Raw genomic sequence first — 21,092 nt, forward strand, 5'->3', positions numbered from 1 at the left:
CATAGGAATCAGGCTTAACCCTTTCTGTATCAATTCTAAACCGTTCTAAGTTGCTACAACTGTTGTTCCGCAATACTCGCAATCCGTTGATTGCTTAGGAAGTACTTTTGCCTTCGCCCCACACCCCGGGCAACTCACTGAAATAGGCCTTTGTGTCTCTTCAACTTTCTCATCGACTTTCTCTTCAGTGTTTTCCTTATCTGAAAAATTGATCTCTGTATAGTTAATTGTATTATGACTACTGTAACTCACGGTGTTGCTATTGTAGCTTGAATAAGTACGCGGATCCGGATTTTCGCGATCAAGATGACCTCCATAGTCTCCCCCATAAAACTTTCGTTCCGGGACACGCTTTTTACTAACACGTTTTTTCCTAAGCAATTTAATACCAAAAAACAAAAATAAAAATTCAACGATAATAACTCCAATTATGCCAAATAGATCCCCACTTTTGTGATTGTCTGCATTGAAAAAAGCAAAGGGTGTGCCAATAGCATACACCATAAAAATGAGCCCGAAAAACTTCCTCAATTTGATTCCTCCCAAACAAACTCTACGCCTAACCGACACACTACAAGTATCCGTCCGCTAAAACTGTTAAAGTCTATTTATGTTAGCTACGACTAAGAGATCCTCATTGTCGTTCCACAATACTCACAATCCGCAGACAAAGTAGGATATACCTTTACCTTGGCTCCACACCCTGAACAATTCACGGCTACATATTCTTGAGGTGCCTCGTCATATTTCTCATGATGCTGATCTTCGTAATATTGATTAGTGTTAGAACGAGATTTAGGCCGACCACACATTTTAATTCCCGTAACAAGTACGATAACCCCAGGGATAAAAAGAATTATCGTACTGATAATGGCCGTTTCTGTTCCCTCGGATATTAATATTAAAGATAACAAGATCGTCAGAGACGAAAGCATAATGAATATAATTCCAAAAAATCTTTTCACCGCGTTTCCTCCTGCAATTTATGATTTGCTTGTCAAGATCTGTTGATTGCGCTCTTTCAAACGGAACTTTAACTGGGATAGTTGCGAAGCAAAACGTTCACTATTTACCAATTCCCCTGCTTCGTACTGATTTGCAAGCTCACTGTTCATCAATTCAATGTCCAGCAAGATCTGGCGGTCATTTTTCTCAAGGGAATCCGGAGTGATTGGGTCACTATACTTTACAAGTTCAATTAATGATTGAACGGTTTTGCGCTCTTCTTCCACAGTTAGGACGGGATGTTGCACCATGGTATGAAGCAATTGCTGTAAAGCTTTTTCGATTAATTGTAAGTTTGCGATTTTTGTATGTTCATCTGTTTCATGACGACGCGCACTCTGAATATAGATCATAATGATTCCGCACAAAATAATTGCGATCGCAATCGTTACCGTATGTAACAATACGAACCAGCGAAGCGCATGATCTGCTGAACCTGTTACCAACGTGTAGATCATCACACATATCAGATAAATAACCAATACTACACCTAAAGCTGTGTAACCTGGAACAAACCGTTTAAACCGATCCATATTTTGCATGATGAACCGTGCGTATATCCAAATAGCCGTAATCGCTACATAAGAAGCAACGAGATTTATCCAAAAAGAAAACGATAGAAGCGCATGATTATACAGCGTAAAAGAAACGATTGATGATACTAACATGCATATTAAATAGACGACATCCAAAATCAAGAGATTGCTCCGTTTTACCATCACTATACCTGTCCTCCTTCTTGCAGATTGTTTCCGCAATCGAGACAGAACTTCTGGCCGGGTTTTACCTCATGTTGGCACCGACTACATTTCAAGCTTAAACTTGTGCCACAGTTGCCACAGAATTTTGTATGACCGGAATTCATATGGTTACAATTTGGGCATGGGCTAGGCATCGGTTGATCACATTGGATACATTCCAATGCGTTCTCTGCATTATCCGCCCCACATGAAGGACATGCATGGTATTTGTCACCACAGTTAGGACAAAATTTGGTTCCCTTTGGCAAGGCATGTCCACAATTATTGCAATCTGTTGTTGCTGCGGATTGTTCGGCTAATGAATTGCCACATTTGCTGCAAAAAGCGCTGTTCTCCTGGTTCGGATGATGACACTGCTTACATATACTTACTGCAGGCGTTTCCTTCGTAGACATCACTTTAGACATCTGGGACATCTCGCCACTGAAAGAACCCCCCAGACCAACTCCCATCCCCATACCAAGCCCTGCGCCCATGATGTCTGACTGCATGCTTCCTTCATTCTTCGCTGCACCTTCAAGCGTATCAAACGAACGTTCTTGCTGATATGTGTACCCAATGATATCCATCTCAGCTTTGCGTGCCAACGCTTCTCTTAATCGAATGACTGAAGGGTCTTCTTCGGGGAGATTGACATTGTGAATATACAAGTTGATTAACTCAATACCAAATTCTTCAAAAGTAGAAGCTATCGTATCTGCAAAATGTCGTGATATCTCAGCGATATATGCATTGATCTCCAAAACACTTACTTTTCTATGTATTAGATATGAAGACAACATGGAGTTAATATTCATGATAATCAACCCACGGAAGTAATTAATCATATTCACTTGGTTAAACTCAGGCAGTGTTCCCACAAGCTTGACCAAAAATTTTCGTGAATCCGAAATTTTAATTCCCATTTGTCCAAATGTTCTTACGGGAACAATAATATTATACTTGGGATCCTGGATCTGAATCGGATTCGCCGTTCCCCACTTAACGTCCAATGCGCTTACTTGATTGACATACCATACTTCTGCTGCAAAAGGTGACTTTCCTCCGAACGGAAGGTTAACGAGTCGGTTCAGGATTGGGATATTCGCAGTACTCAGCGTATGCCTTCCGGGTCCAAACATATCAAGCGCTCTTCCATCCTTGAAAAGAATTGCTTGTTGAGATTGATTCACAATTAACTGGGTCCATGTTCCCAGTTCAGTCTCGGGATGTTTCCAAGCAAACACATCAGGTGAGCCATCATACTTAATTACGTCAATAATCGCCATGTTTAATTCCTCAATTCAGTATTAGATTACTATAATTTACTAAAAAGTTCTTTTGCTAAAACACTGATTCTACACTATTTCCTATATTTAATTATCTTTCATCTACTTGTTCCATGTTTAGGCATTGATATTTTACCATTTCTAACCTTAATACGCACTAACATAGTTCATTTTTCATATGATATTTTTTCTATATTGGCATGTTCATAATAGTAAAAACCTCTTCCATATGTTCATAGGAAAGAGGTTAACTATATAACCACATGTTGTGAAAAATCAAAATATTAGCTTGAGTATCCACTCTCGATCATAATCAACGTCCCAATTTTGAAACCACTGGCAAAAGCCTCTCTTGAATGAATAGAGTGAACTTGATCCATCATATCAAACAATACCTCGAGTTGTTTAAAGTCATCCTCCGAAAGCTTTCTCTGAAATTTTTCGATAGAAGCTGTAATCTCCTTATTAATAGAACGATACTCCGAATCTTTAGGAACAATATTCTCTTCTGGTCTCAGGTTACCGTAATATAATTCTTCTATAATATTTCCCACATCACAGACCCCTTTCTCTTATACATGTCTGGTACTCTTCTCATGACAATTATATAAGATTGACAGACAATGCTGGGAATTTATGCGATATTCGCATATGATTCTTATAGCTTTCATAGGATATCGCATTTTGCATGCTTGCTTTGACATAATAATGTAGCGCTTGTTGAGCCCTACCTCGGGAGTATGCTAAGATAATGGACACCTATTTCTACAAAATCCTATAACAAATCAACCGTACAGAAAGGACACTATGAATCCTTCATCACTGTCATCCAAGTTGCAACAAATCATTCCGCCGCTGGATCTGCGAAGCTGCCTCGTCAGCGTGCGCGGTGAGATTATGTACGAACACTACCGCAACCAAGAGGCTGCGACTGATATTGCAAAAATCAATTCATGTACCAAGAGTGTGCTATCCGCCCTCATCTGTATAGCGATGGATAAAGGCTTGTTACCAGAGGCATCAGCCCCAGTCTCTACTTTTTTCCCACAGTTGACATCCGATCCTGATCCGCGTAAACCTTCGATCACGCTGGAACAACTGCTTACCATGACAGCCGGATTCAACTGGGACGAGTTCGGCGGGCAGAATTCATTCCCTCGCATGACCCGCACCGATCATTGGGTGGATTTTGCATTGGAACAACGCTTAAGCCATGTACCGGGTACATATATGGAGTACAACTCAGGAGTATCACAGATCCTATCCGCCATCCTGATGCAAAATGCAGGTATGAACGTAGCCGAGTTCGCAGAACGTTATCTTTTTGAACCGCTGGGAATTAAGGATTATGAATGGGAAAGTGACCCTCAAGGTGTACATACTGGCGGATTCGGTCTTAAGATGTTACCCGTAGATCTGCTAAAATTCGGTCAGCTGTTTCTACAGCAAGGTATGTGGGAGGGTGAGTCTCTCATTTCAAGTGATCTCGTTTCCCGTTCGACACAACCTTTCATTACAGTCACTCCACCGAATCGCGGCAGTTATGCTTGGCATTGGTGGGTGGATGTCTATCCGAACGAAAGGTCTGACTCCGAAAATATTGCTGCTGAAGACGACCAACCCAATCTCCATTATTATTACGCGCGAGGATTTGGTGGTCAGTATGTATATATTGTCCCAGAGCTCGAACTTGTTACGGTGTTAACCAATGACAAACGAAAGAAAGAGAAACCTCCGCTGGATGTTTTCCCTCGATTAATTGCCCCTGAGCTATGGAAAATGTTATAAACGCAGGCAATCCTTCTTTCCTGTTCGATCAATTAACCCCCAACCTTGTGGCCATAACCTGACCATAGGTTGAGGGTTATTCGTCATGCCAAAGCTTCTTCGATAGCAATTGTTATTGGATACGGACCAGACTCTTGATTAGAGAGCACAACCAGTTGTAGGTCATAGTCCGGATACACGGAAGACATGAACGACACCCCTGGATCAAACCCCATGACATGAAATTTGAAAATGTCTTCCCCCTTGCGGTCAATCCAGATACCCTGCCCATAGTACTCTTCATCCTCTTGATGAGCATGTGGAGTTAATAACTGCCGTCTTGTCTCTTCATTCAACAATTGGTGACCCAGCAAAGCACCCCAAAATCGAATCATATCCGGTGCCGTAACATAGGCTCCACCGTCCGATCCACCTTTGACAGGAATGGAGAACATATTAGTATTCCAAGAGCCATCTTCATGATCGATATACCCTAAAGCTGTGTTACGCGGGAGCTGATCTGTTACGAAGTAACCGGAGTCCTTCATGCCACACCTTTTGAAAATATGTTCTTCCACATAATCTGTAAACGACAGTCCTGAATGTTGTTCCACGATAAGCCCCAGCACAATGAAACCCGCATTATTGTAATGAAAACGTTCACCCGGAGCAGACTTCATTGGCAGATGCTGAAACATGGGCAGAAAGTCACTTAGCCGCCGCATCGCGTAGACGGGTCTGTCTGTCCATAATTCTGAAAAGTCATCCATCACTTCTTCATCGAAATAATCCGGAATGCTTGACGTGTGTGTTAACAACTGCTGGATGGTGATCCCTTTGTCCCACAGTGGAAACTCCACATCCAATACATCCGTAAGCTTGGAATCCGCAGACAACTTGCCCGCTTCAATTAGTTGGCATACACTCACTGCCGTGAAGATCTTACATCCAGATGCAATTCCAAAGCGTGTATCCGCCTGATTGGCAAGTTCTTCACTGCGATTGGCATAACCACGTTTCATATTCAAAAGGGTTTTCCCGGCTTGCTGGAGTAATACAACACCCGAAAAATTCACGCGTTCCATGACTTCTTCTACTTTTGTTGTCAGCTCTACTGCATTCAACATTTTGTTGTTCACCTACTTGTCTATGTATTCATTACATTCTCATTCTTAATTCTTCGTCATATCCTGCATACCTGCCAAACTTTCATAAAAAGAAGGATTACTCCCTTATAAAAGGAAATAACCCTTCTTCAGACAACGTAAGATTAAGTTTGACATAGCATGCTCAAATGCTGTTCAATCACTTGTTCCACTCGTTTTACCGTAAGTCTATCTGGTTGCATTAGGATATGAATGGCGAGCCCATCCACAAGAGCATATAACTTCTCTATCTCCATCTCGGCATCCAGTTCAGGATGTGTCATCCCTTGCTTCTGCAACTCCTCTATCACCCATTGAACCGATCGATACATCCCCTGATGCATCTGATCACTTAACTTTTTTAATTCGGGGTACACCAATAATTTGGCTGTAAACGAAAACCAGACCTCCATTTCCATCATTCTATCATCGTCCAACGGGAGAAATTGCAAGAGCAGATTCTTCATATCCTGCAGTACAGATCCACTCATCTGTAACGCCTCCACCCTTTTCTGTACACGTTCTGCAAAAAGATTCATGCAAAAGGTGAACAATTCGGCCTGTGTGGCAAAATAATGACGCATGGAACCTACAGATAGTCCCGCTTCCTTTGCTATATTCCGAACTGTAGCATGCTCCAGTCCGTGCACTTGAATGACCCGGATTGCTGCATCAGCAACGATTTTCCTTTGAGCTTCATGATCTACGATTTTTGGCATGACAACATTATACATCAAACTTCTCTTTTTGTAATACAGTGTGCTATAATCTTTTTTAATACATTGTATTAATATATAAAACAGCTGTAGGAGAGGAATTCATAAGATCATGCATACAACTACCCCAGCCTCAACACGCAAGAATTTCAGAGTTTTCACCTTCATAGTAAGGTTGTTCTGCACAATGCTACTACTGATAGGTGCCGCATTCCTCTATGAGTGGTTTGCTTCCTCGCACGCCAAAAAGGACTTTCCACCTCCAGGTACGTTAGTTCAAGTCGGCGGTTACCAACTACACATTCATAAACAAGGCAATGGTTCACCGACCATACTTATGGAGGCTGGAAGTGGTGAAACCAGTTTGTCGTGGAGAGACATTCCTGTGGAACTAGCCCAACATGCAACGGTGGTCACGTATGATCGCTCAGGATATGCCTGGAGCGAATCTGCACCTACAGAACGTACAGGTGCAAATATCGTCAAAGATTTACATGCTGCTCTGGAGAAGGAGAACATACGCGGCCCTTACGTTATGGTAGGTCATTCTCTTGGGGGTATGTATGCTAGACTCTTTGCACAGACCTATTCAAATGAGGTTCAGAGCCTTGTCCTCATTGATGCGCGACCTGAGGATGATGAACGGAACACAAAGGCTTTGTTGGAACAGGCTCAGTTTCAGGGAAACCCGTCTGCGTCCTTGTTATCTTTACTGAAGGTATCTGGCGCTTTCAGATTATTTCAAGACTTTATGCTTGATGGTCTGGTTGCCAAGCAAGATCGGGATACTTTTGTTAATGTGATTGCTACCCCTTCCTATTTTCAAGCCAAAGAAGAAGAAGCCCTACTTGCCCATTCAACAGAAGATGCCATTCGTGGCCAACGTCTTGGATCAATCCCTGTACGTATCATTGCACGCGGACGTCCTCAAGACTATGCTAGTGCAGGGATTCCGGTTGACATTGGGCAGAAGCTCGAATCCATATGGCAATCGGGACAACGTAACATGTTGAATATATCGAAGGATAGTCAGCTCATTGTGGCTACCCGCAGTGGTCATATGATTATTCATGATGAACCTGAACTGGTTGTGAAAACAATCCTTCAGCTAATCTCTGATAAGTAGAGATATCTTTTTCAGAACATCCTCCGCTCGACCCAATGTTAAAGGGCTGTTCCGATAGCCAGTGTATGACTTGGAACAGCCCTTTAAGCAATATACATTAAGATTAGATCTAATGAGTTCGGCCTTAAGAAAACATGAGTTAGCGTAACGCTTGCAGGTCCGATTCGGGACTTCCTGTACTCTTCTTCGTTTCACGGGGAGCCCTCGTATTGATCAGATAATACAATGTGGCATAGATTGTAGTGATAAACGTGCCAAAAAACAGGCAAAACGCCAGAGACGGACGGCTTACACTTTCGTGCATCAGCTCAATCAGCGTCTCGCGATTCGTCAGTGCATCCCAGCTATTCAGTCGATATACACGTCCAAGCAAGACCCCATAACTTCCCAAAGCACAGCCAGCCAGTACAAAGATCCAGGATGCCGAGCGTCCAATTCGGTGATAGATCACTTCCTGAAGCTGATACATCGACAGGAATCCAAGCAGGAGTCCAGTCCAGACAAACATTAATACAACACTTAAGTCGTACCAATACGTGTAGTCCACTCCGTTCCCAACATAATACCGGGAACTTCTCGCTGTCAGATGAACCAGATCCGTAACAATATAAGAGGAGTTCGGGAAAAACAACAACCACAGCAGACCACTAGCGACTGCAAGCCATGCGGCACCTTTCCATTTCACATCACTTAGAAGATAGGCTACATAAGAGAACACAAAAGGAATCCAGCCCAAGAACAGATTCCAGATCAGGAAGCGGAAATAACGCTGATCCAGCCAATCTGCGGCTACATAGTACAACCCTAGCGTTACTATTGTGACCACACTAAGGAAAATAAATATGCGAATATAATTCAGTTTTCTCAATGATTCTGACCTCACTTATGTACATAATTTTACTACGCTCCAAGCATACTAGAATCATACCATTTACCAAAGGAGAATCAAATTTACAATGAATCCAAATTCCATGAACCCTCAGAATGCAGTACAACCTACATTAAACACCAATCCAAATGTCACCCCTAACATGAATCATGGCGGGCATGAGATGTTCGACGTGCATGAGATTCTGTCCTCCACCATTAACGTCCTGGATCAATACATGATCTTACGTACATTTGTGCAGAGCCAGGAACTGATTGGCATTCTCGACCGGCAGTACAATTTCATCTTATCCCAGTACAATCTGACAGCAGAGTGTTTTGCATCCGGACAGAAGCCTCATGAAGAGACGGCAACCTACATGATCCCCAACATCGTACCACCGGTATATGGCCTTAAGCCATCAGCACCGAAAAAGCCAAATCAGAGCTTGGCCGATGTAAAGGATGCCGGAATTAGCGGTCATATGCTGGGACTGATCAAATCACATGCCAGTCTGCTCGGCATGACCTGCAACGAGATCACAAATGGAACGGTTCGCCGAGTCGTCGCTTCGCAGATCCAGCATTTTATCGAGATGGCCTATGAAATTTTCATGTTCCAGAATAAAAACGCCTATTACCAAGTACCTCAACTCACTCAAAGTGATACACAACAGATGCTTCAGGCATATATTCCAGCAACCGGAGCACCTCAGATGCCTAATAGTAGTAATAAACCACTTCATTAATTAGAAGATAATGATCGAATACCTAGAACAGTCTCTTGAACCCTTTCGGGTTTTTAGGGGCTGTTCTTTCATTATTTGTAATCATTTTCCTACTGAAGACACTTGATTCGCCTACCAGAAACTGGTTTAATCAAAGACAGAACTTACATATTCAACATACGGATCATACATATAAAATACGGTAAAATGCGGTTATAAGAAAATTCAAATGGCTTTTTCTTCATTAATGGGGAGGTATACAAATGAGATGGAAGCAACCTGCTAAACTGGGTTTACTGGCTACGGCTCTTGGCTGTACTGCCATTGGCGCAATAATCACACCTTCAACAACACTGGCTGCATCTGTCCCCGCTTCCAAAGCGGTGTATCATCAATTCCAAACCTATCGAACAGAGGCATTGAAGTCCACAGAAAGTCTGGTTAAAGCGCGTAAATACCTGATGAATCATATCGATAAAGTCAGCCCTTGGCAGGCCACATTAATGACGCTGCAACTTGAGAACATGCAGAACGTGAAATTGGCTGATATGGATTACCAAATGTATACGGAACAATTTCAACAGGCCATATCTCAAGCCCATGAACAACTTGGTTACGAACAGAAGCTTACATATAGTCGTCTGCTCAAAGAAATTAAAGATCCGACCGTGAAGAAACTTCTGCAGGAAGCATCTGATCTCGGGTTCAAACTGGAAACCAGTGAAGGCTTGTATTACCCCATCATCAATTATGAGATATATCAAAAGTTCAAACCTTTTGTAAAGGCTGATATTGCTGCATACATTGATATTATGGCTACCGAGTCCAACCAAATGACAACTTCAGATGGGGGCATTATCATCTCTTGGAACGAATTAATCCAGCGTGCATTGGAGAAAGAAGCCTTTTTGAACAACTTTCCGAATTCCAATCGTACAACAGCAGTGAAGCAAGGGTTATTTGTGGATTATCTGTTTTACGGAAGTGACAACACACCTGCTTATGATTGGTACACGGATGAAGAAATTCGCACCATGGACCCTGAGGTGAAACAGGCCTACGAGAAAGCTTTGGCTAAGCGGGAGCCCGATACGCAGAGTGTTCTTCTGGACACTATGGAAAAGATTTTACTGATTCTCAATCAGAACAATGATGAGCTTACACCTGAAGTCAGAGCAATCATTGAACCTGTTCAACAACAATTTGCCCGTGAATAATCGGGTGCTGAATCGCAAAATGTGAACGCCAAAAAAGCGGCAGTCCTCGAGACAGAGGTTGCCGCTTTTAAATTTACATATCAAGTCCTTACGTTTGGATCAAAGAGTTGAAGTTTCTATTGATGTAAGTTTGTTTGGATTTACAACGAGATACACGCCCTCAATCCGCTCTCCGGAAGTGTCCAACTCCAAACAGAGTACCTCGGACAACTGCCCTTCTTTCATCAACGCGAGTTGAAGTTCGCCATTAATCCACATCGGTACCCATTCCCTTTCACGCAATCGCGTAAGGACTCGCCGTGAGGTCAGGAGTGCAAGCACACCTTTGTGAATGTTCATTGTTCTCATAACCGTATGCACAACGCCACCGCCATCTGCTGTAAATACAGGCTGATCCGCCAGTAACTCCAGCATGGCAGAGACGTCATAACGAAGGAAAGCCGATGTAAAACGGCTCAGCAATTCACCTTTAGCTATCATATCTGCATCACTCTGCTCGATCGGCGGAAGTCTTTCAGGCAAGTTCCGTCTGGCGCGGCTAAAGATTTGACGACAGTTAGTCTCCGTTTTGCCCAGCCAATCCGCTATTTCGGAATAATCATATCGGAACGCTTCACGAAGGACAAAAACAGCCCGTTCCATGGGCGATAGACGCTCCAACATGACCAGATAGGCGTAGGAGATCAGCTCTTTTTTCTCCATCGTTTCCTCTGGCATGTTCGCCTCTTCACTGTCACCCATCGGCTCTGGCAGCCACTCACCAACATAACTTTCCCGCTGATTACGGGCGGAATTTAGCAGATTCAAACTTCGGTTCACAATCAATCTGGCGATGTAGGACTTGGGATTACGAATATCCTGAGCAGACGTGCTCTGAATCCCCGCAAAGCAATCCTGCACAATATCTTCAGCTTCTACCACACTACCCAGCATGCGGTAAGCTATGGAAAATGCATATTTTTTATAACGAATATACAACTCACCAACATCCAGAGAAGACACATCTGGCTCATTGGCGTGGAGATTGGAATTCATAAGAATGGCCCCCTCTGGCATGGTGCGTGTATTTTTAGTTAAAGCAACCCGGATACATTCCAGTTGTGATCGCAATCCGGTTCCAGTTATTAATCGTGTTAATGGCCAGGATCAGATCCACCAGTTCGGATTCACTGAAATGTTCACGAACCTTATCGTACAACGCAAGGGGTACACCGTGTTTCGAGATTCGGGTCACCGCTTCAGCCAGCTCCAGCATAACACGTTCTTGATCCGTGAAGAAAGCCACTTCACGCCACACACTCAGCAATAAAATATGATCCGCATAATCTCCCAGTTTCATCAGATCTTTGGCATGCATATCGAGACAAAAGGCGCAGCCATTAATCTGGGACACTCGGATTTTTAACAGCTCATACAATACTTTATTTTCAAATTGCCCGGATATATATTGCTCCATCGCCATCATCGCTTTAAAAGCACCTGGACTAGCTACTCTGTAATTCGTTCTTAAATTCATTTCTTATTCGCCTCCGTCATTTGGTTTACATACTGTAGACAAATGACGGTTGGGATCTGTGACATTCTTTGCGAAAATCTTTTTATGCTCACAAGGATGTCAGCTCAACTAACGAATATTCACACTGAGATTCTGATGGCAGGACAACCTCCTTGGAGTCAATAATCAGTAATGGAAAAACATACTGAAAGGTTGTTCTCTTTTTACAATTAACATCTAACGTAAGAAAAATCCGGATTTCCCCGTATCCATGTACGGTTTTTACTGATCTATTTGTGATTTCAAACAAAAACAAGTTACCTATATTGATATATCGACCAAAAGAGTAGTAACATACGGCTAACCAAGTTAACTTTTCTAACATAAAAAGAGAATCGTTTATTCATATCGGCAAGGAGTGTTTCCTATGATAACTTCCAACGCAAACCGTAATGTGACGTCCGAATTGCCTAGAGTGTGTACGTTCACCGCAGAAGACTGGCATGTATTATCCCAATATTGGTACCCGGTAGCCCAAGCAACCGAAGTAACAGACAAACCCCTGGCTGCTCAATTACTCGACGTGAAGCTGGTTCTCTACCGCAGTAATGATCAGATTGTGGTAGCCAAGGATCTTTGTTTTCACCGCGGGGCTCCACTTAGCAAAGGCTGGGTAGAAAATGGCGAGATTGTCTGCCCTTATCACGGTTTTCGTTATAATTGTGAAGGAAAATGTACCGTAGTTCCTGCGCACCCAAGTTCCAAGATCTCGCCTAAGCTCAAACTTATCGTCTATCCGGCAGTCGAACGTTATGGCTTGATCTGGACCACTTTAGCGGGAAAGGAAGAACAGATCCCCTCCTTCCCTGGATGGGATGATCCGTATTATATCAATATTTTGCCACCCAACTTTGACATTGCTGGTTCCTCTGGACGACAAATGGAGGGATTCCTGGATGTATCCCATTTTGCCTATGTGCATACCGAAACGTTTGGTGATCGAAACAACACAGAAGTCCCCCAATACAAAGTAAAACGCGAAGGTAATGAGTTACTGGCCGAGTATTGGAGTACGGTGAGTAACTATGGCAAAGGGCAAGATCTTGTTGCACCTGAAGGTTTCCAATGGCTGCGCGAGTTTCGGGTTTTTCCACCCTTTGCGGCTTCTCTTACGGTACATTTCCCAGGAGACGACAAGCTAAATATTCTGAATTGTGCTTCGCCGATCTCTGCCCGTTATACACGTTTATTCTGTCCAATCACACGCAACTTTGACAAAGACGCTCCGATTGAAGACACAATCAAATTCAACTTACAGGTATTTGAAGAAGACCGCGAGATGGTCGAGTCACAGAAACCGGAGGATCTGCCCCTTGATCTGCATGCCGAGGCCCATATTCCCGCAGACCGTACTTCGATTGCTTATCGTCAATTGTTAACGGAGCTTGGCTTGGGACGAAATTACACGTCGTAAATAGATAGTATATAAGTTCAACTAATGAATATATTTACACTGGCACTCCGATGGCAGAATAACTTTACGATCGCTGTTATCCCCAGATTTTTTTATTCCATTTTTTCATAGGGAAAATCCGGTGATAGCGTAGGCTTCCGATGTAGCTTTCTTTTAGAAAGCTTTTAGGCGAACGCTCCGCTTCTTCAAGTTATTTCTGCCCTCTCCGTTATCGTGTAAATGTTAGTTGAACATTTTCTTAGGAACTCAGGACATCTTATTTGGCCTCTAGGTCCTCATTTAAAATTGTAAGGAACATCAGACACTTTACTTCCCAAAATCCCCCGATAAAAACATTTCATACGGCTGTTTATTCTGATATAAGGTGTCTCAGATTCTTTAGATTTCTAGGCACGCTTCAAATCCTTGATTAAGATGCCTTCGATTCGTTAGCGCTTCATACTTCGCTCTAAACACGTTCAGGTATGCATCTGCTTTCAGCAGGTTTGAAGACACCTTTAATCAAAGAAAGAAGCGTTCCTTTGCGGACGCTTCTTTTGCTATACCTAATTTAATTGAAGTACCTATGTGTATTAGATAAACCTTGCCTCATAAACATTATCTTTCCTCTTGATTATTCGTATTCACAGGAAGCTCTCTATAGTACGGACAGCCCGGCTCATGAATGATACGTGGATCAACCCAAGTGCCCCAGTACGGAAGACGGTTCACGTAAGGTTGCATATTTGGCTGCATGTTGGGTTGTGTGTTTGGTTGCATGTTTGGCTGTACATTGGGTTGTACATTCGGCATTACGTAAGGCTGATGATTCACATTTGGAGCACTGTTAGAGGCAGGGGCAGTTGAAGCCTGGCAATCTGCCGGCGGGCCAATAATCACTGTTTTTTGGATGGGGGCGAGCGCTTCTTGAATTTTTGTCTCGTCCAGACAGTACGTATGAGCCAGAACATTCGCAGGGGTAAGACGCAAGATGTCTGAGCCAAATATCGCTTCAGGCACAGGTGCATCGAAGATCGCCAGTAAGTGCGTATGATCTACAGTAGCCATTTCATAGTGCCACCAACCTTGAGGTACATTAGCCACCTGCCCTGGAGTAATCGGGAAATGAAGCAATTCATTGGTGAACGGATTAATGAGGGACACGACGGCCGCACCGCTGATGCAGTATACCAACTCCGTTGCATTCTGATGCGTATGTGGTTCAACCACATTGCCCGTGTTGAGGAAAATATCCAGTAAAGAAGCATTGCCCAGTGTGTTTAACTGCTTGATGGAAAGAGCGTTAATATAGTTGTTCTCATCCTTCTTGAATAACGGGTTATTGCTCAAATCGTAAGTAAATTCGGTGGTTGGTAAAGTGTAATCCATGTATGAGGTTGCCAAAATAAAACGCCTGCCCTTCGCTCTCGGTTTAGGTCATAACCTATATGCCAGCTTATGCCCAGCGCCCAGATACGTGAGCCCATTTCCGCCAAGTTCTCATCGCATAACAAATATCCCTGACTCGGACATCCCGAGCAGGGCTCTATTTGTTACATGTTCTTTTTCATTTCCCAGACTTCTTCCCAATGGGTTCCAAATGGAATATTCATTAAGTCTACATACTCCAGCCAGTGCATTCTTGTGACAACATCCGGAGTTCCCTCAATTAGTGCATTCGTCACCAGTAAAGCACGCAAATTCTTCAGTCTTTCCAACTCGGGAGGAAGTTCACGTATCCCGGAATATACTATCTCCAGATACTTCAGCTCACTTAATTCACCAATCTCAGGCGGAATACAATTTAATCCCAACTCAGTTTGTGGTTTGGGCCTCCAACCAGGTGCAGATTCAAAAGGGCTGCCACAATAAATTCTTAATTCTTGAAGTTGCTTCAATTTCCCGATTTCTGCCGGAATACACTCCAGATCCAGCGTTGTAATGACCAATCTTTCCAATGAAGTAAGTTCAAACAGACTTGCAGGGAGTGAGTACAGATTCTGCTCAAAAATCGTCAACTCCTTCAAGTGCTTCAACTCCCGAATTCGTTCGGGAAGCTCACTTAAACCATGTAAGCTGATATCCAGCTTATCGGTCTGATGCCTGATCGCATCGTCCAGAAGATGATCAATTTCCTTATGACGGTCCAATTCAAAGAACAACCCTGGAATCCGCTCCATAAGTTCACTCGCTTCTTTGTATGTAATCCTCATGCCATACATATGCTCATGGGCAACCGAGAAAAAATAATCATTTCCGTCTTCTGTCATAAAGCAAAGATCGTCCGGCAATGACGGGTAACACCAATCATGAAAACGATTGGCTTCTTCTTTGAGCACTTGACCCGATTCCGGCGTACAGCGATATGTATAATAGGTGCCTTCGGAATAATAGGCTCCGCTTTTCAGCATCATCTCTTCCATCGTAGCACGTTCCACAAGATAGGGCTGCAATCTCTCTAACACACGAACTACTTCCGGTATCTCATTCTCTTCGTACCTTTGTCTGTCTACCAGCACAAAACGATCTGCCTTCTCGATCAATTCGTCAATCAACAGTTCATAGGCAGTTCCTCTTGGATCAGTGTGAAAAGCTACGGCTACCATAGGTTCCCCCTCATTACTCATTATTCATTATTCATTAATCTTCAATCTGCTGTATCATCTGAAACCACTGTGGCATAGGCTGATATCATCAATCCAGTCATTGGAGGCTTATTACATGGCATACGGCCCTGGTTCAGTTTCATCCCCGCAATCTGCGGGTTATCCTTACCCTTATTATCCGTCACCCCCACCGTATCCTTACCCTTATCCCTATCCATACCCGCCCATCGTTCCTGTTCCACTACCGTATCCGATCGGTGGTCCTTGGTGGCATGGTGGATATCCAGGAGGCGGTTATCCCGGCGGTGGTTACCCAGGTGGGCACCATGGTCCTTTCCCTGGAGGTGGCTATCCCGGCGGACCTCACGGCGGTGGACCTGGTGGGCACGGTGGACCTCCAGGCGGAGGATTTCACGGACATCGTTTCTTTCAGTGGTAATCATTAGACTTATTCAAAGTACTGGTTCATATCAGATAAAGGAGTTGCTTCGGCAGCTTCTTTATTATTGAAGGAATTGTCTAATCGTGCAGGACTTTTAATACGTGATCTCATCCATCATCTTCAAATTACGGTTCGACATAACGAGCAGATCAGTGAAAGTAGGCGTTAGGAAATAAACAAAGTCCGGATCGTGTACATACATAATAATCTGCCCATACGTCCCTTCCGCCGTTGGATCAAAATCGAGCATCAGATACAGTGAACCTCCCGCGATTGTTGCAAAAGGAATCCATTGTTTGTGGAACAGGTATGGCTTGATCTCCGGGTCCAACTGGCTGATCTCCTCCGCAGAATAATACTCTTCCAACTTCTCATCTACTTCACAGAAGTATTGTTTGGTCTCTCGAATCTCTTCCAATGACATCAGATAAAATGGCGTACATCGGCCCGTCTCGGCATCACCCGGGTACAGCACATGCAACCCGTAGCCACTGCCGTCTTTCCTTTGGTAAAAGGCACGAAAATCGCCAGGCAGCCGGATGCCATACTCCTTTTCGAATAGATCCAGACTTTCCTCGGATGCACCTTCCCGATGTTGATATTCTTCAAACAATTGCCGAATCTCTTGATCCTGTATTCTCTCATCTAACAAGTGATTCAACTCGTCCATTAACACGTTTAATGATACATTCGGGTCCAATCTCACCACACCTCCCCTAACTCAGTTCTTCACTTCTTGTAGATATTGATGATATTCCCAAAACGCTTCTTCCTCTCCGCCGCCTTCAATCAGAATCATGACTGCGTAAGATAACAAATTAAGCCATTGTTCCATCAATGCCACCTGTTCGTCCGAAATGAGGTTGTTGCTGCGAAGCATACCCTCAGGTTCAACGGCCCAAGCACGTGCCATGTGAGTAATTCCCCATAGACATGCCATGACTTCCCGATCCAGTGAAGGCCGTGCAAGTTCGGGTGCCAAAACCCGCAATATCTCCATCAACTCATGAAAATTCTCCTCAATTAATTGTCCACGAAAGGGCCGCAGACTGCCAATAAAACCGTTCTCCATCTTAGGATGACTCAGATCATCATAGGAAAAGGAGTGACATTTTAATAACGTTACAGCCTCTTCACGTTCCATTCCTTCACCCCTAACTAGGTAAAATGCTGCCTCACCAGCGCAGAGGTTCTTCTCCACGCCACAACACATACCGCTCCAACTCACGAAGAGTGCCTGTACCGATCCCGTACTCGTCCATTTCTTTGGAACAAAGATCAAGCAGATGCAGCATGCCACCATATGTGCCAACTGCAAGTTTGGATCGCTCTGGTGATACGGCGAGAGAATAGATCGTACTACCCACAAAATGGCGCCATACTTCCTTACCCTCGCCATTCACACAATACAGGTAACCATATGCATCTCCAAGTACCATGCCTGACTCTATTTCCACTGCTGCATACACACGTGCATTCTCATCCATCACTGGCCAATCTTCCTTCGTTTCGTTGCCTGCAATTGATTCCAGCGGGACTTGTATCGTGACCCCGTTATAGAAATGACATGCGTTAAACAAGACGGTCTGGTTATCACTGGTGAATGCTGCATAATGAGGGTAGCTCGATTCTGGATAGAGAGAGTATGTCTTGTTCAGCTGGCGGTCCATCACCATATGATTGCTCCCTTGGCTACCATATGCAATCCATCGACCATCCCGAGATACCGCTGCATGCCCCATATCTATCTGTGTATCCTCTAGCTCATACTCTTCGATCTCTGCCAGATCGGGATGAAGCAAGGTCACCTGGGCTTGTGTGACAAGATATATCCCGTATCTTGAATGTATAAGTAGTGCTCTGCCTTCATCCATAGGTATAAGTCCTTCAAGTGTCCGTTCGGGATGCTCACAGTCCGCAAGTGATTCAATCCGAGGTAATGCCGACTGTATCCGGGCTTGAATATCTTCCCATCGATATGTCGCTATCTCCTGTCCTTCCAACTTGCGATCTGGCTGACGAATGATACGTATCCCATCTGGTCCTGCAAGCGCAAAGTCAAGTCCATCCGATGAGCAACCTGCAAAAGTATATGGAGAGATCAACTGCCATCCGTGCTGATCCATCGTATATATCTGACTATTCTCCGTGAAAATTCCCGTATTACATACAATTGTTTCCTCGTTCAGATAACCTACAACTTTGACCGCTTGCATGGAAGCCTGAAACGCCTCATTCAGTGGCCACGTCGCTGCTGGCAGCTCACGTCGGAGCACCTCCAGGTCACCGTGGAGATTGGCCTGTCTAACCATCTGGAATACTTCAGTACTCATTCCGCTTCTGGAGTCTACCTCCAACTCGGATTCATCCGGTTGCTCTCCCTGCATACTTCTCCGGACAAATGCATTGACATCCCTTGCATAACGCTTGCCTTCATTGCGCCATTGTTCCGCAATGTCTTCCTTTAACCAACTCATAGGTGTCCCTCCACTCTGCCCCTATTCATATGCCGTACAATGATGTGCCTGCAAGAACATACTGATTTCGTTATCCGTCGCCTCCTCCGCACCATTCTTTTCTTCATAGAACAGGGCAACTTCTCTCCCAGCTGCATAGTTAAATCGTAAATATCCTCCCATCGACACCATGAACATCTTGCACATGTACTCATTCTCCAACACAGCATCCCAATTAAATTCTGTTTTGCATGTATCGGCGAGTTCCTTCATGGAGCTTCCCTGTTCTGTCCCTGAAAAATGGTAAAACGTATGTTTCCGCAGCTCATTCCACGGTTCAAAGTATAGTGGCGTTATCGGTTTATCCTGATGATAATACCCACAATAGATCCGGTCCAACGTTTCACCAAATTCAGTCTCCGAGCATGTCCATAAGGTGATATTCTCATCATGACGTGGTAGCCACAGCAGCCCCTCAACTTCCGGATGAACAGCAAGGAAATCTCCATCTACAGAACTGCCGATGGAGATGCACTGTTCAAGTTGATGCTGACTTATAGGCGAATCATCCGTATGTATCCAAAAATCATATTCCACAAAAGGCTTCAACACTTCCGAGTCAGGTCTCTGCACATTCATCCAACCCGTGTATGTACCTTCCCCGTATTGCTCAATCCAGGTGCGGTATGATAAAGGTAGCGAGATGCCGTGCTGTTGTTCAAAGTGATCCAGTTCCTCTGTTGGAACCGGCTTAAGTACACGGGATACAATATACATTTTTCGACATCTCCCATCTCAGTTTGGTTCATTCGTTTACAGGATCTAAGCCAATTCTTCCTGTACAATTTCAGTCCATACTCCTTTACGATTCAGAATGCGAATGGCAAAGGCATCATATCCATCACGCTTGACCTGATCAAAATGCATGAGTTCTCCCGTGATCAGTTCATATGCACCATTTTCATCTACATCTTCGCCAAACTCGTCATCCCAAGGCACATTGTAGTAGGCCGTCAACTCAACTTTAAAGATGTCCTCTCCTTCAACATCCAGGTAAGGACGAAGGGGTCTGTCATGTAGTGCTTCTTCCGAATAGGTCTCACATAACATGGCATCATATCCGTGCTTGGCGGTATCAATGAGCAGATAGCGCTCACCCGTGACCGTATGCTCCGCATATACAAGAAGCGGTGTCGAATCATGCCAGGTAATCAGATCATCTTCGGTCAAGTCACCATAATAAAAAATATGGAATTTATCATGACCATCACTCGTTTGAAGTTTGCCTTTCCATTCCACTTCATCGGACTTTATGTCCTCTTCTTTCCTAATTAATCCTTCCAGATAAACAGGTCCGTGTTGTACACCATACTCATTCATCGTCTCGCCTCCGATTTGTTCATTCGAATGGTAACCACTTTGTGATCCTCATCCACCGTCAGTTTCACATCGATATTTAACTTGTCGCGAAATAACGCCGTAATATTAATATAAGGATCGCGAACAGCTTCACCGCCGCCACCATTCGTAGAACGGCTCATTCCCTGATGAATAATGGATTCCACCAGCTGTTTATCTCCCTTGCCGGTGTTATTGTAGGTGTAGATCACCTGCCCATCCTGATCATACAGATTCAAAACCGTTGTAAAATCGTTGGCGTTCTCATACTGCCTCTCGGTCTGCACATAGTTGTGATCTGTTCGTTGATAGTTTAAAGTACCAGCCAGATACGGATTGTCCCCGCCGGGCTTCACATCATATTCCTGATAGGCCAGATTAAACAGGTATTGGAGATGACTCATGTCGATCCGGTAATAAAACTGACGGTTATCTTCCTCTTTGTCCATCGCTGCAAAACTGTTAATCAGTGGCCAGGCTTCATAGGACTTCCCATTAACATCAACGGCGAGAGCATAGTCAGATAATACTGTCTCTTTTTGAAATACACCAAATGTCTGTAAAATAAAATAAGCCGGAATCATCAACATACCCAGAATGACTGCAAAAATAGTAAGTTTAACTCGTAGTTTCATATCTTCT

Annotated in this window: 23 protein-coding genes; 6 read left to right on the plus strand and 17 right to left on the minus strand. The window is 43.9% G+C overall.

Annotated features, from left to right (window positions below; translation table 11 throughout):
- Positions 1–45: 45 nt before the first annotated feature.
- The 4 genes from MKY66_RS18180 to MKY66_RS18195 all read right to left on the minus strand — a co-directional run bounded on the left by MKY66_RS18180 (position 46) and on the right by MKY66_RS18195 (position 3,588).
- Positions 46–546 carry a hypothetical protein gene (locus MKY66_RS18180; RefSeq protein ID WP_339805531.1) on the minus strand — a complete coding sequence of 167 codons (501 nt, stop codon included), beginning with the start codon at positions 544–546 and terminating at the stop codon, positions 46–48.
- Positions 547–983: 437 nt separating this feature from the next.
- Positions 984–1,547 (minus strand): hypothetical protein, encoded by a 564-nt coding sequence (locus tag MKY66_RS18185; protein WP_339805534.1) that lies wholly within the window; start codon positions 1,545–1,547, stop codon positions 984–986.
- A 179-nt stretch (positions 1,548–1,726) separates the two neighbouring features.
- Entirely contained in the window at positions 1,727–3,034 is a 1,308-nt protein-coding gene (locus MKY66_RS18190) for an SPFH domain-containing protein (RefSeq protein ID WP_076210028.1), read from the minus strand.
- Positions 3,035–3,318: 284 nt separating this feature from the next.
- Entirely contained in the window at positions 3,319–3,588 is a 270-nt protein-coding gene (locus MKY66_RS18195) for a DUF6809 family protein (protein WP_076210027.1), read from the minus strand.
- A gap of 253 nt (positions 3,589–3,841) precedes the next feature.
- Here MKY66_RS18195 and MKY66_RS18200 point away from each other — a divergent pair, with 253 nt between their 5' ends.
- Complete coding sequence (locus MKY66_RS18200) at positions 3,842–4,822, plus strand: serine hydrolase (RefSeq protein ID WP_076210026.1); 981 nt, start codon at positions 3,842–3,844, stop codon at positions 4,820–4,822.
- An 83-nt stretch (positions 4,823–4,905) separates the two neighbouring features.
- On the opposite strand, the gene MKY66_RS18205 is transcribed toward MKY66_RS18200, so the two are convergent.
- Both MKY66_RS18205 and MKY66_RS18210 read right to left on the minus strand, forming a co-directional pair.
- Positions 4,906–5,928 carry a serine hydrolase gene (locus MKY66_RS18205; RefSeq protein ID WP_076210025.1) on the minus strand — a complete coding sequence of 341 codons (1,023 nt, stop codon included), beginning with the start codon at positions 5,926–5,928 and terminating at the stop codon, positions 4,906–4,908.
- A gap of 143 nt (positions 5,929–6,071) precedes the next feature.
- Entirely contained in the window at positions 6,072–6,665 is a 594-nt protein-coding gene (locus tag MKY66_RS18210; RefSeq protein WP_076210347.1) for a TetR/AcrR family transcriptional regulator, read from the minus strand.
- A 184-nt stretch (positions 6,666–6,849) separates the two neighbouring features.
- On the opposite strand from MKY66_RS18210, the gene MKY66_RS18215 reads away from it, so the two are divergent.
- On the plus strand, positions 6,850–7,788 hold the full coding sequence (locus MKY66_RS18215) for an alpha/beta hydrolase (protein ID WP_083656988.1): 939 nt from the start codon (positions 6,850–6,852) through the stop codon (positions 7,786–7,788).
- A 139-nt stretch (positions 7,789–7,927) separates the two neighbouring features.
- On the opposite strand, the gene MKY66_RS18220 is transcribed toward MKY66_RS18215, so the two are convergent.
- Positions 7,928–8,656, minus strand: a complete 729-nt coding sequence (locus MKY66_RS18220) for a DUF1361 domain-containing protein (protein ID WP_076210023.1) — start codon at positions 8,654–8,656, stop codon at positions 7,928–7,930.
- A 163-nt stretch (positions 8,657–8,819) separates the two neighbouring features.
- Between MKY66_RS18220 and MKY66_RS18225 the strand changes: the two genes are divergently transcribed.
- Together MKY66_RS18225 and MKY66_RS18230 are read left to right on the plus strand one after the other, a co-directional pair.
- Positions 8,820–9,404, plus strand: coding sequence for a spore coat protein (locus tag MKY66_RS18225; RefSeq protein WP_256704199.1), 585 nt, complete (start codon positions 8,820–8,822; stop codon positions 9,402–9,404).
- 242 nt (positions 9,405–9,646) lie between these two features.
- On the plus strand, positions 9,647–10,600 hold the full coding sequence (locus tag MKY66_RS18230) for a hypothetical protein (RefSeq protein WP_076210022.1): 954 nt from the start codon (positions 9,647–9,649) through the stop codon (positions 10,598–10,600).
- 99 nt (positions 10,601–10,699) lie between these two features.
- Here MKY66_RS18230 and MKY66_RS18235 read toward each other — a convergent pair whose 3' ends face one another.
- Both MKY66_RS18235 and MKY66_RS18240 read right to left on the minus strand, forming a co-directional pair.
- Entirely contained in the window at positions 10,700–11,635 is a 936-nt protein-coding gene (locus MKY66_RS18235; RefSeq protein ID WP_076210021.1) for a sigma-70 family RNA polymerase sigma factor, read from the minus strand.
- A 34-nt stretch (positions 11,636–11,669) separates the two neighbouring features.
- Positions 11,670–12,116 carry a carboxymuconolactone decarboxylase family protein gene (locus tag MKY66_RS18240; RefSeq protein ID WP_076210020.1) on the minus strand — a complete coding sequence of 149 codons (447 nt, stop codon included), beginning with the start codon at positions 12,114–12,116 and terminating at the stop codon, positions 11,670–11,672.
- A 406-nt stretch (positions 12,117–12,522) separates the two neighbouring features.
- On the opposite strand from MKY66_RS18240, the gene MKY66_RS18245 reads away from it, so the two are divergent.
- Positions 12,523–13,569: an aromatic ring-hydroxylating dioxygenase subunit alpha gene (locus MKY66_RS18245; protein ID WP_076210019.1), complete on the plus strand. Its 1,047-nt coding sequence runs from the start codon at positions 12,523–12,525 to the stop codon at positions 13,567–13,569.
- A gap of 597 nt (positions 13,570–14,166) precedes the next feature.
- On the opposite strand, the gene MKY66_RS18250 is transcribed toward MKY66_RS18245, so the two are convergent.
- Both MKY66_RS18250 and MKY66_RS18255 read right to left on the minus strand, forming a co-directional pair.
- A complete protein-coding gene (locus MKY66_RS18250; RefSeq protein ID WP_076210018.1) occupies positions 14,167–14,952 on the minus strand; it encodes a cupin domain-containing protein in 786 nt (261 codons plus the stop codon).
- A gap of 149 nt (positions 14,953–15,101) precedes the next feature.
- Positions 15,102–16,175: a leucine-rich repeat domain-containing protein gene (locus MKY66_RS18255; protein ID WP_339805542.1), complete on the minus strand. Its 1,074-nt coding sequence runs from the start codon at positions 16,173–16,175 to the stop codon at positions 15,102–15,104.
- Between the two features lie 94 nt (positions 16,176–16,269).
- Here MKY66_RS18255 and MKY66_RS18260 point away from each other — a divergent pair, with 94 nt between their 5' ends.
- Positions 16,270–16,593 carry a hypothetical protein gene (locus MKY66_RS18260; RefSeq protein WP_076210016.1) on the plus strand — a complete coding sequence of 108 codons (324 nt, stop codon included), beginning with the start codon at positions 16,270–16,272 and terminating at the stop codon, positions 16,591–16,593.
- Between the two features lie 97 nt (positions 16,594–16,690).
- Here the strand turns inward: MKY66_RS18260 and MKY66_RS18265 are convergent, their stop codons facing one another.
- From MKY66_RS18265 to MKY66_RS18290, 6 genes are read right to left on the minus strand one after another with little or no spacing between them, the layout of a single operon-like run.
- Positions 16,691–17,296: an SMI1/KNR4 family protein gene (locus MKY66_RS18265; RefSeq protein WP_256704179.1), complete on the minus strand. Its 606-nt coding sequence runs from the start codon at positions 17,294–17,296 to the stop codon at positions 16,691–16,693.
- 21 nt (positions 17,297–17,317) lie between these two features.
- Positions 17,318–17,740, minus strand: a complete 423-nt coding sequence (locus MKY66_RS18270) for a hypothetical protein (RefSeq protein ID WP_076210015.1) — start codon at positions 17,738–17,740, stop codon at positions 17,318–17,320.
- 31 nt (positions 17,741–17,771) lie between these two features.
- Positions 17,772–19,073, minus strand: a complete 1,302-nt coding sequence (locus tag MKY66_RS18275; RefSeq protein WP_076210014.1) for a hypothetical protein — start codon at positions 19,071–19,073, stop codon at positions 17,772–17,774.
- 21 nt (positions 19,074–19,094) lie between these two features.
- Complete coding sequence (locus MKY66_RS18280) at positions 19,095–19,829, minus strand: SMI1/KNR4 family protein (protein WP_076210013.1); 735 nt, start codon at positions 19,827–19,829, stop codon at positions 19,095–19,097.
- Positions 19,830–19,874: 45 nt separating this feature from the next.
- Positions 19,875–20,432, minus strand: coding sequence for a hypothetical protein (locus MKY66_RS18285; RefSeq protein WP_076210012.1), 558 nt, complete (start codon positions 20,430–20,432; stop codon positions 19,875–19,877).
- Positions 20,429–21,085, minus strand: coding sequence for a hypothetical protein (locus MKY66_RS18290; RefSeq protein WP_076210011.1), 657 nt, complete (start codon positions 21,083–21,085; stop codon positions 20,429–20,431). The genes MKY66_RS18285 and MKY66_RS18290 overlap by 4 nt, the downstream gene beginning before the upstream one ends.
- Between the last annotated feature and the right edge of the window lie 7 nt (positions 21,086–21,092).

The organism is Paenibacillus sp. FSL R5-0766 (assembly GCF_037971845.1).
In the GTDB taxonomy this organism is placed as follows: Bacteria; Bacillota; Bacilli; order Paenibacillales; family Paenibacillaceae; genus Paenibacillus.

What these genes read in the sequence shown, in the direction of transcription:
- MKY66_RS18185 (WP_339805534.1), bottom strand. Translation starts at nt 1,547, where the DNA reads ATGCAAAATATGGATCGGTTTAAACGGTTTGTTCCAGGTTACACAGCT.
- MKY66_RS18190 (WP_076210028.1), bottom strand. Translation starts at nt 3,034, where the DNA reads ATGGCGATTATTGACGTAATTAAGTATGATGGCTCACCTGATGTGTTT.
- MKY66_RS18200 (WP_076210026.1), top strand. Translation starts at nt 3,842, where the DNA reads ATGAATCCTTCATCACTGTCATCCAAGTTGCAACAAATCATTCCGCCG.
- MKY66_RS18205 (WP_076210025.1), bottom strand. Translation starts at nt 5,928, where the DNA reads ATGTTGAATGCAGTAGAGCTGACAACAAAAGTAGAAGAAGTCATGGAA.
- MKY66_RS18210 (WP_076210347.1), bottom strand. Translation starts at nt 6,665, where the DNA reads ATGCCAAAAATCGTAGATCATGAAGCTCAAAGGAAAATCGTTGCTGAT.
- MKY66_RS18215 (WP_083656988.1), top strand. Translation starts at nt 6,850, where the DNA reads ATGCTACTACTGATAGGTGCCGCATTCCTCTATGAGTGGTTTGCTTCC.
- MKY66_RS18225 (WP_256704199.1), top strand. Translation starts at nt 8,820, where the DNA reads ATGAATCATGGCGGGCATGAGATGTTCGACGTGCATGAGATTCTGTCC.
- MKY66_RS18230 (WP_076210022.1), top strand. Translation starts at nt 9,647, where the DNA reads ATGAGATGGAAGCAACCTGCTAAACTGGGTTTACTGGCTACGGCTCTT.
- MKY66_RS18235 (WP_076210021.1), bottom strand. Translation starts at nt 11,635, where the DNA reads ATGAATTCCAATCTCCACGCCAATGAGCCAGATGTGTCTTCTCTGGAT.
- MKY66_RS18240 (WP_076210020.1), bottom strand. Translation starts at nt 12,116, where the DNA reads ATGAATTTAAGAACGAATTACAGAGTAGCTAGTCCAGGTGCTTTTAAA.
- MKY66_RS18245 (WP_076210019.1), top strand. Translation starts at nt 12,523, where the DNA reads ATGATAACTTCCAACGCAAACCGTAATGTGACGTCCGAATTGCCTAGA.
- MKY66_RS18255 (WP_339805542.1), bottom strand. Translation starts at nt 16,175, where the DNA reads ATGAGTAATGAGGGGGAACCTATGGTAGCCGTAGCTTTTCACACTGAT.
- MKY66_RS18260 (WP_076210016.1), top strand. Translation starts at nt 16,270, where the DNA reads ATGGCATACGGCCCTGGTTCAGTTTCATCCCCGCAATCTGCGGGTTAT.
- MKY66_RS18270 (WP_076210015.1), bottom strand. Translation starts at nt 17,740, where the DNA reads ATGGAACGTGAAGAGGCTGTAACGTTATTAAAATGTCACTCCTTTTCC.
- MKY66_RS18275 (WP_076210014.1), bottom strand. Translation starts at nt 19,073, where the DNA reads ATGAGTTGGTTAAAGGAAGACATTGCGGAACAATGGCGCAATGAAGGC.
- MKY66_RS18280 (WP_076210013.1), bottom strand. Translation starts at nt 19,829, where the DNA reads ATGTATATTGTATCCCGTGTACTTAAGCCGGTTCCAACAGAGGAACTG.
- MKY66_RS18285 (WP_076210012.1), bottom strand. Translation starts at nt 20,432, where the DNA reads ATGAATGAGTATGGTGTACAACACGGACCTGTTTATCTGGAAGGATTA.
- MKY66_RS18290 (WP_076210011.1), bottom strand. Translation starts at nt 21,085, where the DNA reads ATGAAACTACGAGTTAAACTTACTATTTTTGCAGTCATTCTGGGTATG.